Below are 15,292 nucleotides of genomic sequence, written 5' to 3'. Positions count from 1 at the left end.
AAAACGCGCCATATAGGGCGCGTTGATAGGCTTTCAAAAAGATTAAGCTACAGAATCTTTTAAACCTTTACCTGCTTTAAAGCTTGGTACTTTGCTTGCTTTAATTTCTAAAGCTGCACCAGTTTGCGGGTTACGACCTGTACGTGCCGCACGTTCTTTAACGTTAAATGTACCAAAACCAACAAGTGTAACAGTATCACCAGATTTAAGTGCTTCAGTAATTGAAGCAATAGTTGCATCTAAGGCTTTACCTGCATCAGTCTTAGACAATCCCCCTTTCTCTGCAATTGCATCGATTAATTCTGATTTATTCATGAAGATTACGTCCTCTTAATATCGTTTATTTAAGGTCTAAGGATTCCATAACACCTTTATATCAATGCTTTGGGGCAAAACGCAATACTCTGAATAGGCTTTTCTACAAAATAATTGCGAAAAAAATTGTTGAAAAATGCAGAAAAAGCCAAAAAGTTTCATTTTTTTAATATTTGTGCCTTGAGTATTTTATTTTCTTCAATAAGACAATCGACCTTGTTATGTAATTGTAATATGAGAGTTTCTAAATGTTGAATATCTTTTACCGTGACCAAACCAATTCTGTTTAAAGAATGATTGACACTATGGTCGAGCAATTTTTCAACCTTATCTTTGGTATCATTGACGGATTCTTTGGCTTTTTCTGAGACTTTTTCTACGGTTTGATCGGCAATTTCAGTGGTCTTAGATTCCAGCTCCTCCCCCACCTTGACTAAAGAGTCAAAGAGTTTGTTTCCTTCCTCTTCTGCACGTGAAAAAGCACCCAAACCCGCAAGCCATATTTGTTGAGTATATTTACGAAAATCCAGACCCGACTTACGGCCTGAACGTAATTTATTCTTTGTTTTATCAGGATTTTCATTTTTTAGTTGATCAATCTCTTGATCTGTTTTTGATTTATCCATACCCGCCATCTCCTAGCCTATTTTCTATACAACTTGAATATAATTACTCAAAAAATACAGCTATAATAGCAAATTAAATACTTGATCGATTTGCTAAACTGTTCTACAAAGCAAGATTAATATATTTGTTATAAGTCCTGAAACACATTTTCGAGCATAGGATGCTCCTTTCAGGTAAGGATTAAGTTTTATGAGTGAATCGCAACAAGGTCAGAATCAACCGCATTTGTTGCTCACAATGACCCTGATTGTTTTAGAAACAATCTTTACCTTCATCTTAAAACATGATCGGGTCGTTGGCTTGCAGGCTAAAAAATTTATAGACCAAAAAATCACCATTAAAATCAACAGCTATTTGCCTTATTTCGATTTTTATGTTGTTTTCACTGAACAAGGCATACTCTTTGACAGCAAAGCTCCCGAGAAAGTAGTCGATCTGGATATCCGCACTACCCTCATGGATTTAATTAAAGTATTTGTCTTTGCCAATCGCCGCAGTATTAAAAAAATGCGTATTGATGGTGACAGCACCTTAAAAGATGAGTTTCGAGATTTAAGCTTGCTGTTCAGCTTTCCAAAAGTTTTATCCGACTGGAAACAGTGGCTCAGCCAACCCGCTGATGGACAGGAAGTTATTTCTTCCAAAAAGCGTATTGCTCCCCTATTGGAAAAAATTGACCAGCAACGTTCAAAGATCAATACCTTAGAGGTAGAAGTCAAACAATATAAGAATCGCATTCGACGTATGCAACAAAAACAAAAAAGAGTGAATGTCTCTTTTAGTCTAATTATCGTGCTATTAGTTGCGTTATTAGTATATAATTACTGGATTATATAAACATATAATTTTCCTATAAAACAAAATAATTTAAAGACCCATAAAAAAACTTGACTATTTTAGTCAGGATTCATAAAATCAATTCATCTAGTCTTAATATGTGTATCGAATCATGCGTCTTACTACTCGCGGTCGTTACGCAGTGACTGCTCTACTTGATTTAGCTTTGCAGCCAACTGAACAAACGATTACGCTTGCTGAAATTGCAGCTCGTCAAAGCATTTCTGTTGCTTATCTTGAGCAGTTATTTGCGAAATTAAAGCGCCACGGCTTAGTTTCTAGTGTTCGTGGGGCCAACGGTGGTTATCACCTGGCTCGTAGCGCTGAAGAAATCACAGTATTAGAAATTATTGAAGCTGTAAACGAAGCAGTTGATGCAACACGTTGTGATCATAAAGGTAATTGCCAGAATGGTGCAATGTGCTTGACTCATGATTTATGGCAAGAACTCTCCCACCACATTGCCGATTATTTAGCAAAAATCACCCTTGCTGATCTGGTCGCACGAGATAACGTTCAAACCGTTTCCATTCGCCAAAATACAGCATCATTTGATTCAGCCCTTTTATCGGTTACAGGTATTTGACATGAAACGTCCGATTTATCTTGATTATGCAGCAACCACTCCTGTAGACCCTCAAGTTGCAGAACGCATGATGGAGTGCTTAACTTTCGACGGTACTTTCGGTAATGCTGCATCTCGTTCTCATGCTTACGGTTGGCAGGCTGAAGAAAAAGTAGAATATGCACGTGAACAAGTTGCGAACTTGGTCAAAGCAGATCCACGCGAGATTGTTTGGACTTCAGGTGCCACAGAATCTGATAACCTGGCACTCAAAGGTGTGGCTCAGTTTTACGCGTCTAAAGGCAAACACATCATCACCAGTAAAATTGAACACAAAGCAATTTTAGATACTTGCCGTGAATTAGAAGAAGAAGGTTTTGAAATCACCTATCTTGAGCCACAACCACAAACAGGTTTAATTACCCCTGAAATGGTTGAAGCCGCTATTCGTCCAGATACTATTCTTGTTTCCCTGATGATGGTCAACAACGAAATTGGTACCATCACTGACATTGCAGCTATCGGTGAAATTACCCGTGCCAAGAAAATTTTCTTCCACGTTGATGCGGCTCAAGCTGCAGGTAAAGTAGAGATTGATCTTTCAACTTTAAAAGTTGATTTAATGAGTTTCTCTGCTCACAAAATTTATGGCCCTAAAGGTATCGGTGCGTTATTCGTTCGTCGCTCACCACGTGTACGCCTTAAAGCACAAATGCATGGTGGCGGTCATGAACGCGGTATGCGCTCAGGTACACTTGCAACCCACCAAATCGTAGGTATGGGTGAAGCATTTGAACTTGCAGGCAAAAATCTGGAAGCTGAACAAGCCCGTTTACGTATCCTCCGTGATAAATTATGGAACGGTTTACAAGGCCTTGAACAAGTATTCTTAAACGGTCATCCTACTTACAACGTTGCAAACTATCTGAATGTCAGCTTTAACTTTGTTGAAGGCGAATCATTGATGATGGCATTGAAAGATGCAGCTGTATCTTCTGGTTCAGCATGTACTTCTGCAACACTTGAGCCATCTTACGTACTTCGTGCGCTCGGTCTTTCTGACGAACTTGCTCACAGTTCAATCCGTTTCAGCTTCGGTAAATACACTACTGAAGCAGATATCGATCACGTTCTTGAAATCACTAAAGCTGCTGTTGAGAAATTACGTGAACTTTCTCCGCTTTGGGATATGTATAAAGAAGGTATCGACCTTTCCACTGTTGAATGGGCTGAACACTGATTCATGACTTGGAGATAGCTTTAAAATTTAAAGCTATCTCATTGATAAACGTAATTTCACCCCCATATTAATCTTAAGGCTGACCCCGAGGTTTGGAGAAGCATCATGGCTTATAGCGAAAAAGTAATTGATCATTACGAAAACCCTCGTAATGTTGGCGTTTTAGACAAAAATGCTGAAAATGTTGGTACAGGTATGGTGGGTGCACCGGCTTGTGGTGATGTAATGCGTCTTCAGATTCAGGTGAATGATGACGGTGTGATTGAAGAAGCACGCTTTAAAACTTATGGTTGTGGTTCTGCGATTGCATCTAGCTCGCTAGTAACTGAATGGCTAAAAGGTAAAACCCTGGACGAAGCTCAAGCAATCAAGAACATTGACATTGCAACTGAACTTGCTTTACCTCCAGTAAAAGTACACTGTTCTGTACTGGCTGAAGATGCGATTAAAGCTGCTGTTGAAGACTATCGCAGCAAAAAAACAAAAGCTTAAGTGTTTCAAGTTTTTGATCAAAGATTAACGGAGTTTTCATGATCCATTTAACTGAAAATGCTGCAACTCATATCAGCAATTACCTAAAGAATCGTGGTAAGGGTGAAGGCATTCGCGTTGGTGTGAAAACTTCAGGCTGCTCTGGTTTGGCTTATGTACTCGAATTTGTCGATGAAGTCGATACCCATGACCAAATGTTTGAGCAGTTTGGTGTTAAAGTTTTTGTTGATCCTAAAAGCCTGGTTTATCTTGAAGGTATGGAGATGGACTACGTGAAAAACGGTCTCAATGAAGGCTTCGAATTTAACAACCCGAATAAAAAAGGCGAATGTGGCTGTGGTGAATCTTTCACCGTTTAACCACACCACTCCCTCTCTTTTTGTGATTAAAACAGTGTAAAATGCACTGTTTTAATTGCATTTACAGCAGTCACTTTTGCATATCTATCGCGGATCCAATCTCCCATGAATCATTTTGAGCTGTTCAACCTCCCTGTAGCACTCGATATTGATTTGGCAGCGTTAAAAACTGAATTTTTAAAGTTGCAGCAACAATATCATCCTGATAAAGCCGAAGACAAAGATCAAGCGCTGATTAAATCGAGCGAGATCAACCAAGCATTTAAGGCTTTATCTAATGTTGATAGCCGCGCTGCTTATCTCTTGAGTCTTAAAAAACAAGATTATCATCTGGATCAATCGATTGGAGATTTCGAGTTTTTACAGTCTGCACTGGAAATTCGTGAACAGCTGGATGAAGCTGCATCAGCTGACGAACTGACTTCATTAAAGCATGAAGTTCAGCAATGGATTGACGGTTTAGTCCGTGAATTCAAAATCGACTATGAAGATGAAGACTGGGGCGAAGCTCGCGATACCGTGCGCAAATTGCGTTTCTTTGTTAAAGTCATGGCTGACATCGACAAGGCTGAAGATCGTTTTCTAGATGATGACAGCTTTGATTTAGATGATGATTTTTAATCTTTTTTGATTTTATTTTTAATTTTTAGTTCTAAGGATGTAACACCATGGCTCTCTTGCAAATTGCAGAACCCGGTCAATCAAGTGCACCGCATGAACACCGCATCGCAATTGGTATCGACTTGGGTACGACGCATTCATTGGTTGCCACAGTACTTTCCGGTAAAGCTAAAGTTCTGAACGACGAACAAGGCCGAGTGTTACTTCCCTCTATTGTTCACTACAGCCATAACACCACCCATTATGGTGATGAAGCCAAGCCGTTTACTACTACAGATCCTAAAAACACTATTGTTTCCGTAAAACGTTTTATGGGACGCTCCAAAGCAGACATCAAATTCCAGCACCCTTACACTTTGGTGGGTGAAGACAATCAGATGCCTGCTTTTGAAACTGCACAAGGCCGTAAAACCCCTGTCGAGATTTCTGCAGAAATTTTAAAACAGCTGAAAGACCGTGCTGAAGACAGTTTAAAAAACGAAGTGAATGGTGCAGTCATTACTGTTCCAGCCTATTTTGATGAGGCACAACGTCAGGCCACTCGTGATGCTGCACAACTGGCCGGTTTGAATGTTTTACGTCTGCTCAATGAACCCACTGCTGCGGCTGTGGCTTATGGCCTAGACCAAGAAACCAATCTCGCTCACGATCAAAATTATGTGATTTATGACCTGGGTGGCGGTACTTTTGACGTATCTATCCTGCGTTTCTCGCAAGGTGTATTCGAAGTTTTAGCGACTGGCGGACATACTGCTTTAGGTGGTGATGACCTGGATCGCCTGATTGTGAAATGGGCTAAAAAACAACTGAATATTGAGATCTTAGATGATGCCGAATATGCACATTTTATTGTTTCTGCACGTAAAGCCAAAGAAGCCTTGTCAGATGCCGAGTCAGTTGAACTGAAAGTTTTAGATCAGGCTCTGACTTTAGACCGGGCTACATTTGAAGACATTATTAAAGTTGCTTTAGACAAAACCATCAGCGTATGTAAACGCGTAATGCGTGATGCCAAACTTGAGCTGGATGACATTAAAAATGTCGTGCTTGTGGGTGGTTCTACCCGCTCTTATGCGGTGCAAAAGGCTGTTCGTGAAGTCTTCAATCAGGAACCACTATGCACCATCAACCCGGACGAGGTGGTCGCAATTGGTGCCTCTATTACAGCGAATCAGCTCATTGGCAACTCCAAAGATGGTTCATTGTTATTAGACGTTACCCCTTTGTCACTCGGTCTGGAAACCATGGGTGGTCTGGTGGAGCGTTTAATCTCACGCAATACGGCCATTCCTGTGGCGCGTCGCCAAGAATTCACCACTTATCAAGATGGCCAAACCGCCATGCTGATTCATGTGGTGCAAGGTGAACGTGATCTAATTGAACATTGTCGTAGCTTGGGTCGCTTTGTCTTGCATGGCATTCCGCCAATGACTGCCGGTCAGGCACGTATTGAAGTCACTTTTCAGGTTGATGCCGATGGCTTGTTGACTGTTGCTGCCAAGGAAACCACCTCTGGTGTACATGCACAAATCGACATTAAACCTTCTTATGGTTTATCGGATGCCGATACCGAACGCTTACTGATTGATGGTTTCAAATATGCGGAAGAAGATAAACATCTTCGCCATTTGCAAGAAACCAAGGTTGAAGCAAAACGTGAGCTGGAAGCACTGGAACAAGCCCTGAAAGTGGATGCCCAGCTATTAACTGCTGAACAGTTAGCATCGTTAAATCAAGCCAAAGCTCAACTTGAGGCTCAACTAGAAACCGCCGATATCAAAGCGATTGAACAAGCTGTAGAACAGCTTAAAATACACAGTGATGCTTTTGCTACTGCACGCATGAACCAACATATTGATGCAGCTTTGAAAGGCACTAAACTTGATGACTGGTCAAACTCGGACCAATAAACAGGAAAAAATTATGCCACGTATTAAAGTTCTTCCACATGCGCAAATTTGCCCTAATGGTGCCGAGTTCGAAGTTGAACAGGATGCCAACCTGTGCGAAAGCCTGTTAAAAAACGGTATCAAGATTGAACATGCATGTGATATGTCTTGTGCTTGTACCACCTGTCATGTCGTAGTTCGCAAAGGTTTTGACAGCCTCGAAGAAATGACAGATGTAGAAGCAGATTTACTAGATCGTGCCTGGGGTCTGGAACCGGATTCACGCCTTTCATGCCAAGTGAAAATTGTCGATGAAGATTTGGAAGTCGAAATTCCTAAATACACCATCAACCACGCCTCAGAAAATCATTAAGATTTTCGCTCATAAAAAACCACGCAATCGCGTGGTTTTTTATCTGTAAACATCATCTCAATCATGATTTTTAGTGGTACTGCTCGTTTTTCTCATCTTCAATCACATCTTCCAGATTGAGTCGAACAATACCTTCTGAGTTGGTCAATTTTTGCTGTTTTTGAATCCGCTTGATCATCTTTTCCAACACTTGGATCAACTCTGGATATTCATAATTTTGAACCTCATCCAGATTCAGCAATAAATGGAAACCCTTGTACTCATAATCAAACCAGCGCTGATAATCCAATTTACGCGAGGTATATTTTTCCATAACTTGCCAGGTCTTTACCGGACCGTGAATCCCTTTAAGCGTAATAGGTTTTTTCGGCGCACATAAATAGTCATTTTTAATTAAATTATAGGTTTCATCTGAAATCAGGATTTCATCGACTGCTGCCGCACTTTGCAGTCGTGCTGCCAGATTGGCATCACGTCCAACAATGGTATATGCCATACGATGTGCTGCGCCATAGTTGCCTACGTGACAGTAACCAGTACTAATTCCCATACGGATATGCAAAGCCGGATAGCCCATCTTGATCCAGCGTTCACGCAGCAGTTTCATTTGCTGACGCATATCAATTGCCATATCCAGACAAGTTTTGGCATCTTGTTCCACCCCTTGCGAGATTGGATCACCAAAGAAAATCAGGATGGCATCCCCCATAAACTTGTCGACAGTCGCTTCGTACTGCTTGGCAATTTCAGTCATATGACTTAAATAGTCATTGAGCAGGAAGGCCAAATCATCAGGAATTAATGTTTCTGAAAGTTCGGTAAAACCTTGAATATCCGAAAAGAAAATGGTCATTTTCTTACGTTTGTATTCAATTTTGGCTTCCGATTCTCCCTTCATGATCGATTGCCACAACTGCACAGGTGCATATCGGCTCAGCTGATTTGCGAACTCCATATAACGATTCATTTGATCGTAATAATAGGTTCGACGATTACTGATATGTTGAATCTGGCTGCTTTGATAAAAACTGCCCACACCAAAAAAAGTAATTAAACAGATAAAACCTAAAACGGTTAACTCACCAGTGGTTTGTTCAAAATACTCACCAAAACCAAAAATCAGAATATTACACAGATAAAAATTTGCGATTCCAATCAGGCTTGCCAATGACACAGCTAAAAAAGAAATCTTGTTGGTAATTGCGGTATATAAAATGACAAACAGTGAAATGAAAGTCAGAACCAGGTTTAAATGAATAGCAGATAAAATAACCGAAATAACAACCACATCGGTAATAAACAAGACACTGCGTTTTATATTGGAATTATAACGATACTGCAGCCAGGTCGATAATCTCGGCGTAATCAGAAAAATGAACAACAGGAAAAAAGGAATATAAATCTGGTATTGGGTGTCAGAAGCCGTGTAATGGTAGACAGTAACGAGTAAAGACAACATCATATATCCCATCAAACGATGGAAATATTCAAATTGTCTGGGTTCTTTTCTAATCCAGTCGTCTAATGACACTCAATCACTCCTGATTCGAGTCTTGACACCATAAATTCCATACTATGGCTTTCAATGGCTTGGAATTAATCCATACGCCAGTCAAATGGCATATCACCCTGACCACGCAATGCGAGCATCAAGGTTTGACGCATATGTGCAAGAACTTCATTGGTATAAGGAATAGCTGGAGTACCCCATACTGGTTTTGGCCAAGCCACGTCATTTTGATAGCGCACGACATGATGAAAATGCAATTGTGGAACCATATTCCCAAGAGCGGCCACATTCATTTTGTCTGCGCGGAATACGCGTGCAAGCTGACTCGATAACCAGCTCGATTCACGCAGGAACTGTTCCTGGTCAGCCTGACTTAATTCATATAATTCGCTCACGCCCGGCACGCGTGGAATTAATATGAGCCACGGAAATTGCATATCATTCATTAAACGACATGTTGACAGTGGAAAGTCGCCTACAAAAAAAGTATCTTGAGCAAGTTGTGGATGCAAACTAAACATATCTTTATAAATTATGCAAAATTAGAATGATGGCTAATACTATCACATCCAATGGGGCGTGAATATTCTATGCAATGTGTTTCATTACAAATAAACCACTATTTGCAATCAATGCATGAACATTCACGAATTTAATAAATTTCTTTAAAAAATCAAGCGCTTCATCTCACGATTTTTTAAAATCTGCACAAATTGCAAAGCGAGTGCATAAATCTTATACACTCCCTGTCAAATCAATGAATTTCTTTCAATAAACTGTCCAATAAATCGATAATAAACTGGATACGTTTTTGATAATCTTCCAGCATGACCATGACTTTCAGGCGTTGCCCGCCATCCATGCGGAAAAAGGTCGGATGTTTTTGCATCATTTGAATAATACTGATGGCCTGTACTGGTGTTTCTGGTGAAAATTCAATATGACCACCGTTAGCACTGATATCAATTTTGGTAATGCCCAGCTGCTCCGCTTTCAAACGAATCTGATGCACAGCAAATAACTGCTTCACTGGCTGCGGCGGCACACCAAACCGGTCAATCAGCTCCATGCGGATATTATCGAGTTTTTCCTGGGTATCGGTATTACTGATGCGTTTATAGAACAATAGGCGCTGATGCACATCTCCCAGATATTCATCTGGAATCAAGGCTGGCATATGTAGATTGATTTCAGCAATGAGGGACAATGGTGCATCGAAATTCGGGGTTTTGCCTTTTTGGATGGCCTTGGTGGCTTTTTCCAGCATTTCCATATACAGGCTATAACCAATCGCCTGCATGGAACCACTTTGCTGTTCGCCCAACAGTTCACCGGCACCACGAATTTCCAAATCTTCCGTCGCCAGCATGAAACCGGCCCCTAAATTCGATGCGCGCTGAATCGCATCCAGACGCTTTTCAGCATCTCCCTTTAACCCCTTGATTGAAGGTACCAGCAAGTAGGCATAAGCTTGATGATGTGAACGTCCGACACGGCCGCGTAATTGGTGCAACTGGGCAAGCCCCAGCTTATCAGCGCGTTCAATTAAAATGGTATTGGCATTGGGAACGTCAATCCCGGTTTCAATAATGGTTGAACAGACCAGCACATTGTATTCTTTATGATAGAACTGCTGCATCACCTGCTCCAGTTCACGTTCCCGCATTTGGCCATGAGCAACCGCCACCCGGGCCTCAGGCACCAGTTCACGAATATTTTCAGCAGTGCGCTCAATGGTATCCACTTCATTATGCAGGAAATATACCTGTCCACCACGCAGCAATTCACGCAGAATCGCCTCTTTAATGGATTCACTGGTCTGTTCCTGTAAAAAGGTTTTCACAGCCAGACGACGTGCAGGTGGTGTAGCGATAATCGAAAGGTCGCGCATCCCGCTAAAGGCCATATTTAAAGTTCGTGGAATTGGCGTCGCGGTGAGAGTCAGCATATCGACATCTGCACGCATGGCTTTAATACGTTCTTTATCACGTACTCCAAAACGATGCTCTTCATCGACAATCATCAGACCCAGATTTTTAAACTGGATATTCTGCTGCAAAATTTTATGTGTACCAATCACAATATCAACTTTACCATCAGCCAGGTCTTCAATGGTTTTGCTATGTGATTTACCTGAACCAAACCGTGACAGTACTTCAATACGGATCGGCCAGTCGGCAAAACGGTCTTTAAACGATTCATAATGCTGCTGTGCCAGCAAGGTGGTGGGAACCAAAACAGCCACCTGCTTGTTGTTTTGTACCGCAACAAATGCTGCCCGCATCGCCACTTCAGTTTTACCAAAACCAACATCGCCACATACCAGACGATCCATCGGTTTAGCCAGCTGCATATCGTGCAGGGTTGCTTCAATGGCATTGGCCTGATCCAGCGTTTCTTCATAGGCAAAGCCGCTGGCAAACTGCATATATGGACTTTGTTCCAGTTCAAAGCTAAAACCGGGTTTAGATTGACGGCGTGCCTGAATATGCAGCAGTTCAGCAGCAACATCATGGATTTGTTCCAACGCTTTACGTTTTGCCTTGCTCCAGGCATCGGTGCCCAGTTTATGCAAGGGGGCCAAATCTGGATCGCCGCCGCTATAACGGCTGATTAAATGCAGATTGGTGACCGGAACATAGACCTTGGCAGCATCAGCATAATCCAGCTGTAAAAATTCATGTTCCTGGTCGTCAATGCTTAAAGTGACCAGGCCGGCATAACGTCCGACCCCATGATCGATATGCACCACAGGGGCACCAATACTCAGTTCAGTTAAACTGCGAATCAGGAATTCTTCGGATACTTCTTGCTGACGCTTGCGGCGGCGCTGCACCACCCGATGCTCATAGAGCTGGTTTTCCGAGATGATGGTAAGTTGATCAGGAATGACCAGACCCCGATCCAGCGGTGCACTGGTAATGGCTATAGCATGTAAAGAGCTTGTGAATTGTGCATAATTTTCAACATTGGGAATGTCTCCCAGCGCTGGACGCAAGGCGTCCTTGAGTGTTTCACGGCGTCCGGCACTTTCAGCCACCAGCAGGACTGGATGATTGGCAGCATTAATATATTTTTTAACCGCAGAAAACGGTTTTTCCTGTTTTGGATCTACCGGCAAACGAGGTGGAATTTCCGTATTGAAATTAATCACACCGCTTTTTTCAGCGAATGTTTCTGTTGAGGCAATGATTCTGGCGAACTGGTTCAACTGCTCCAAGACCTGATTCGGCTGCAAAAAGATGTCTTCTGGCGACAAAATAGGCTGCTCGACATTATGACGGCGGTCTTCATAACGATGCAGCACATCTTTCCAGAAACTGGTTAACCCTTCCTCCAGTTGCTTATCTGTAATGACAATGCCATTCTTAGGTAAGTACGCCATGAGGGTACTTTGCGTTTGCATCGCCTCTTTACTAAAGAATAAGGGAAAATAAAACTCCAGTCCTGGTGAGGCAATACCTTCCAATGCATCCTGATAGATTGGATTTTTCTTCGGATTTGCTGTGGGAAATTTTTCCGCATAACGCTCACGGAAAGTGGCACGCCCTTCTTTAAGCGGAAATTCCTTGGCGGGTAATACAGAAAACTGTTGTAGCGTTTGGGTTGTTCTTTGAGTTTCAGGATCAAAAAACTTTAAGCTTTCAATTTCATCATCAAACAGATCAATACGGATGGGTGCACTTTGACCAGACGCGTAAATATCCATAATGCTGCCACGCACAGCAAATTCACCATGATCATAAACGGTATCGACCAGATGATAACCGGCCTGGATTAAACGCAGTTTCTGTTGTTCAAGTTCAAATTTCTGTCCCACTTGAATATCAAAATGTTCGCCCAATATCCATGAAGCCGGTGCAACACGCTGTGCCAAAGTTGATGCAGATAAAAGCAGCACGCCCTGCTTCGGCATATTGGATAAAATGGAAAGCCGCTCTGACACAATATCCTGATGGGGAGATAAACGGTCATAAGGCAAAATTTCCCAATCCGGGAAAATCGTCGGTTTAATCCCGTAAAATTCCAGTTCACTTTCCAACTGTCCCAAATGCTGATTATTTTTGGCCACCAAAATGAATAATTGCTTGCTTTGTGTGGCAATTTCTTTGAACAGTAAAGCGGCAGATGAGCCTTGTAAATTACCGACCCAGCGTTTTTCGCCTGCTTTTAACTGTTGCAGATGGAGTTGAGAAATTTCTTGTTGGAACATGTATATAGCTTTTGGTCTAAATGACATGGATCGTATATTAACATGGGTTTTTTCTTGGTTGAGTTATTTTTATATACAGCAAATGATCGCATCTAAATCCTTTTAGATGCCGAGCACATAAGTCTTTGTCTAATTATTTTTCGCGTAGGAAATTACGATAGTAATCATTTAGTTTCTGAATGATCTGCTTGAACTGTAACAGATTTTCTTCAGTATTACCCAAACGTTCAACAAAACGTTGACTGGCAATTTCCAGATCAATTTTTTCATTAATCAGAATGGCAGTAAAATACAGGGTTTTTAAATCATCAAAGTTGTTTAATTTGCGATTGGAAAAATAAACCAAACGTTCAGACAGCTGATTGACCACGATTCCATCCACAATATAGCCCTGTTCCGGATCAAACTGGATATTGTTTTCTTGAAGATACAGCTGTTCAGGAGAAGGTTTTGAACTTTTAAGCAGTCCTGAACCTGTAAATAGTCCGGCAAGTTTATTCAGCATGAGCATGACATATAGAAAAAATCCCAGCTATTTTAACCCTGAGCTGCATTATCTTCATCCCTATTTTTTCATAAAAAAGATCGCTGTTTAAATTGCGACCTTTTTTTATTCGGATCATGATTAAATTTTTGTAGCCAGCAATTAGCCAACCTGTGCCAAAGGTTCATGCTGTAAGCTTACTTCTGAAACCAGATTACTAAAAGCAAAAATTTCATCTAGCTGTGCTTGAGTCAGTAATTCCCTTTCCAAAACCACCTGCTGAATAGTTTTATTTTCAGCAATACACTGTTTCCCAATTTCATCACATTTGGCATGTCCCAAAATTGGATCCAGCAAAGTGACAATGCCGACACTGCGCATTACAGCGTCATAACAGATCTGCTCATTGGCCTGAATACCTTGAATACATTTACAGTCAAGGCTGACCACCGCCTGGGTGAGAAGTTCAATCGACTCATTAATTGCAACAGCAATCACCGGTTCCATGACATTGAGTTGTAATTGCCCGGCTTCTGCTGCCAGAGTCACAGTTAAATCATTACCAATCACTTTATAGGCAATCTGGTTCACTACTTCAGGAATCACAGGGTTAATCTTGGCTGGCATAATGGATGAACCCGCCTGTAATTCGGGTAAACGAATTTCACCCAGTCCGGCACGCGGTCCCGAACTTAATAGGCGTAAATCATTACAAATTTTTGAAAGTTTCACCGCCAGACGTTTAAGCGTACTGGATAAAATAATAAATACCCCGCAATCGCTGGTGGCTTCGACATAATCTTCTGCACCAACCAGATTCAAGCCGGTAATTTTGTTTAAGGATTGAATCGCTGCATGGGCATAACCTTTAGGGGTATTCACTCCTGTTCCAATAGCTGTGGCCCCCAGATTCACTTCCAGTAAAAGCTCACGGGTACGTTGAATCAGACGTATATCTTCCTTTAACAAGGTTGCAAATGCACGAAACTCTTGCCCCAAAGTCATCGGTACGGCATCTTGCAGCTGGGTACGTCCCATTTTTACCACAAATTGAAACTCTGTCGCCTTGATATATAAGCTATCAACTATTTTTTGAATCTGAAGCAACAAATTGTCCAGACTATAATAAGTCGCTAAACGTAAGGCTGTAGGATAGACATCATTGGTGGATTGCGATTTATTTACATGATCATTCGGATGAATGTGTTCATATTGCCCCTTATGAAAACCCAAATGCTCCAAAGCAATATTGGCCAACACTTCATTGGTATTCATATTAATGGAAGTTCCTGCACCCCCCTGATAAATATCTAAAGGAAAAGCTTCACTCCATTGTTCAGGTGCTTCGATCAATACATTACAGGCAAATTGTATAGCTTGGCTGACCTGTTCTGAAATTTTGCCAAATTCTAAATTGGCTTGGGCAGAGGCTTTTTTGACTTGTGCCAAAGCACGGATAAAGTGAAGCTGACTTCCCACCTTCTGATTAGAAATCTGGAAATTCTCCAGAGCTCTTACTGTATGAATGCCATAATAACACTCGGCTGGAACTTCTTTTGCTCCCAATAAATCACGCTCTATTCTTGTATTGTCGGGTTGAACTGTTGTCACTTTATATATACTCACATGTATGCACTAGAATTGTGCAATTGAAAAAAATATTAAGGCTTTACGCTATTTTAAATATTGTAAAAAGATATTTATTTGGCAATGCTCTTTAACCCAATACATGGACTCTGTAGCGAATGTAAGCACTTGTAACTATCT

At 41.4% G+C, this 15,292-nt stretch carries 15 protein-coding genes; 8 read left to right on the top strand and 7 right to left on the bottom strand.

Annotated features, from left to right (window positions below; translation table 11 throughout):
• Positions 1 to 42: 42 nt before the first annotated feature.
• On the bottom strand, positions 43 to 315 hold the full coding sequence (locus GTU69_RS03895) for an HU family DNA-binding protein (RefSeq protein ID WP_004651791.1): 273 nt from the start codon (positions 313 to 315) through the stop codon (positions 43 to 45).
• A 158-nt stretch (positions 316 to 473) separates the two neighbouring features.
• On the bottom strand, positions 474 to 941 hold the full coding sequence (locus tag GTU69_RS03890; protein ID WP_166168317.1) for a phasin family protein: 468 nt from the start codon (positions 939 to 941) through the stop codon (positions 474 to 476).
• Positions 942 to 1,131: 190 nt separating this feature from the next.
• Between GTU69_RS03890 and GTU69_RS03885 the strand changes: the two genes are divergently transcribed.
• The 8 genes from GTU69_RS03885 (at position 1,132) to fdx (ending at position 7,318) form a co-directional block, all read left to right on the top strand.
• Positions 1,132 to 1,779: a hypothetical protein gene (locus tag GTU69_RS03885; RefSeq protein ID WP_166168314.1), complete on the top strand. Its 648-nt coding sequence runs from the start codon at positions 1,132 to 1,134 to the stop codon at positions 1,777 to 1,779.
• 112 nt (positions 1,780 to 1,891) lie between these two features.
• A complete protein-coding gene (locus GTU69_RS03880) occupies positions 1,892 to 2,365 on the top strand; it encodes an Rrf2 family transcriptional regulator (protein WP_086196347.1) in 474 nt (157 codons plus the stop codon).
• Position 2,366: 1 nt separating this feature from the next.
• Complete coding sequence (locus GTU69_RS03875) at positions 2,367 to 3,584, top strand: IscS subfamily cysteine desulfurase (RefSeq protein WP_166168311.1); 1,218 nt, start codon at positions 2,367 to 2,369, stop codon at positions 3,582 to 3,584.
• Positions 3,585 to 3,689: 105 nt separating this feature from the next.
• The gene (iscU, locus tag GTU69_RS03870; RefSeq protein WP_166168308.1) at positions 3,690 to 4,076 is read left to right on the top strand and encodes a Fe-S cluster assembly scaffold IscU; all 387 of its coding nucleotides are present in this window, start codon (positions 3,690 to 3,692) and stop codon (positions 4,074 to 4,076) included.
• A gap of 38 nt (positions 4,077 to 4,114) precedes the next feature.
• A complete protein-coding gene (iscA, locus tag GTU69_RS03865; protein ID WP_086196349.1) occupies positions 4,115 to 4,435 on the top strand; it encodes an iron-sulfur cluster assembly protein IscA in 321 nt (106 codons plus the stop codon).
• A 105-nt stretch (positions 4,436 to 4,540) separates the two neighbouring features.
• On the top strand, positions 4,541 to 5,056 hold the full coding sequence (gene hscB, locus GTU69_RS03860; protein WP_166168305.1) for a Fe-S protein assembly co-chaperone HscB: 516 nt from the start codon (positions 4,541 to 4,543) through the stop codon (positions 5,054 to 5,056).
• 47 nt (positions 5,057 to 5,103) lie between these two features.
• On the top strand, positions 5,104 to 6,966 hold the full coding sequence (gene hscA, locus GTU69_RS03855) for a Fe-S protein assembly chaperone HscA (protein WP_166168302.1): 1,863 nt from the start codon (positions 5,104 to 5,106) through the stop codon (positions 6,964 to 6,966).
• A 13-nt stretch (positions 6,967 to 6,979) separates the two neighbouring features.
• Positions 6,980 to 7,318: an ISC system 2Fe-2S type ferredoxin gene (gene fdx, locus GTU69_RS03850; protein WP_086174266.1), complete on the top strand. Its 339-nt coding sequence runs from the start codon at positions 6,980 to 6,982 to the stop codon at positions 7,316 to 7,318.
• A gap of 70 nt (positions 7,319 to 7,388) precedes the next feature.
• Here the strand turns inward: fdx and GTU69_RS03845 are convergent, their stop codons facing one another.
• From GTU69_RS03845 to aspA, 5 genes are all read right to left on the bottom strand, one after another.
• On the bottom strand, positions 7,389 to 8,849 hold the full coding sequence (locus tag GTU69_RS03845) for an adenylate/guanylate cyclase domain-containing protein (protein ID WP_166168299.1): 1,461 nt from the start codon (positions 8,847 to 8,849) through the stop codon (positions 7,389 to 7,391).
• A gap of 65 nt (positions 8,850 to 8,914) precedes the next feature.
• On the bottom strand, positions 8,915 to 9,349 hold the full coding sequence (locus GTU69_RS03840) for an HIT family protein (protein ID WP_086196353.1): 435 nt from the start codon (positions 9,347 to 9,349) through the stop codon (positions 8,915 to 8,917).
• A 233-nt stretch (positions 9,350 to 9,582) separates the two neighbouring features.
• A complete protein-coding gene (gene mfd / locus GTU69_RS03835) occupies positions 9,583 to 13,041 on the bottom strand; it encodes a transcription-repair coupling factor (protein ID WP_166168296.1) in 3,459 nt (1,152 codons plus the stop codon).
• 133 nt (positions 13,042 to 13,174) lie between these two features.
• Positions 13,175 to 13,546 (bottom strand): hypothetical protein, encoded by a 372-nt coding sequence (locus GTU69_RS03830; RefSeq protein WP_166168293.1) that lies wholly within the window; start codon positions 13,544 to 13,546, stop codon positions 13,175 to 13,177.
• 141 nt (positions 13,547 to 13,687) lie between these two features.
• The gene (aspA, locus tag GTU69_RS03825; protein WP_166168290.1) at positions 13,688 to 15,136 is read right to left on the bottom strand and encodes an aspartate ammonia-lyase; all 1,449 of its coding nucleotides are present in this window, start codon (positions 15,134 to 15,136) and stop codon (positions 13,688 to 13,690) included.
• Between the last annotated feature and the right edge of the window lie 156 nt (positions 15,137 to 15,292).

The organism is Acinetobacter sp. SA01 (genome assembly GCF_011319235.1).
Classification (GTDB): Bacteria; Pseudomonadota; Gammaproteobacteria; order Pseudomonadales; family Moraxellaceae; genus Acinetobacter.
This window is presented reverse-complemented; position numbering and strand designations above follow the sequence as displayed.

Coding starts and splice junctions, on each gene's coding strand:
- iscA (WP_086196349.1), top strand. CDS start 4,115: ATGATCCATTTAACTGAAAATGCTGCAACTCATATCAGCAATTACCTA.
- mfd (WP_166168296.1), bottom strand. CDS start 13,041: ATGTTCCAACAAGAAATTTCTCAACTCCATCTGCAACAGTTAAAAGCA.
- hscB (WP_166168305.1), top strand. CDS start 4,541: ATGAATCATTTTGAGCTGTTCAACCTCCCTGTAGCACTCGATATTGAT.
- GTU69_RS03885 (WP_166168314.1), top strand. CDS start 1,132: ATGAGTGAATCGCAACAAGGTCAGAATCAACCGCATTTGTTGCTCACA.
- GTU69_RS03830 (WP_166168293.1), bottom strand. CDS start 13,546: ATGCTGAATAAACTTGCCGGACTATTTACAGGTTCAGGACTGCTTAAA.
- GTU69_RS03875 (WP_166168311.1), top strand. CDS start 2,367: ATGAAACGTCCGATTTATCTTGATTATGCAGCAACCACTCCTGTAGAC.
- fdx (WP_086174266.1), top strand. CDS start 6,980: ATGCCACGTATTAAAGTTCTTCCACATGCGCAAATTTGCCCTAATGGT.
- iscU (WP_166168308.1), top strand. CDS start 3,690: ATGGCTTATAGCGAAAAAGTAATTGATCATTACGAAAACCCTCGTAAT.
- GTU69_RS03840 (WP_086196353.1), bottom strand. CDS start 9,349: ATGTTTAGTTTGCATCCACAACTTGCTCAAGATACTTTTTTTGTAGGC.
- GTU69_RS03880 (WP_086196347.1), top strand. CDS start 1,892: ATGCGTCTTACTACTCGCGGTCGTTACGCAGTGACTGCTCTACTTGAT.
- GTU69_RS03890 (WP_166168317.1), bottom strand. CDS start 941: ATGGATAAATCAAAAACAGATCAAGAGATTGATCAACTAAAAAATGAA.
- hscA (WP_166168302.1), top strand. CDS start 5,104: ATGGCTCTCTTGCAAATTGCAGAACCCGGTCAATCAAGTGCACCGCAT.
- GTU69_RS03895 (WP_004651791.1), bottom strand. CDS start 315: ATGAATAAATCAGAATTAATCGATGCAATTGCAGAGAAAGGGGGATTG.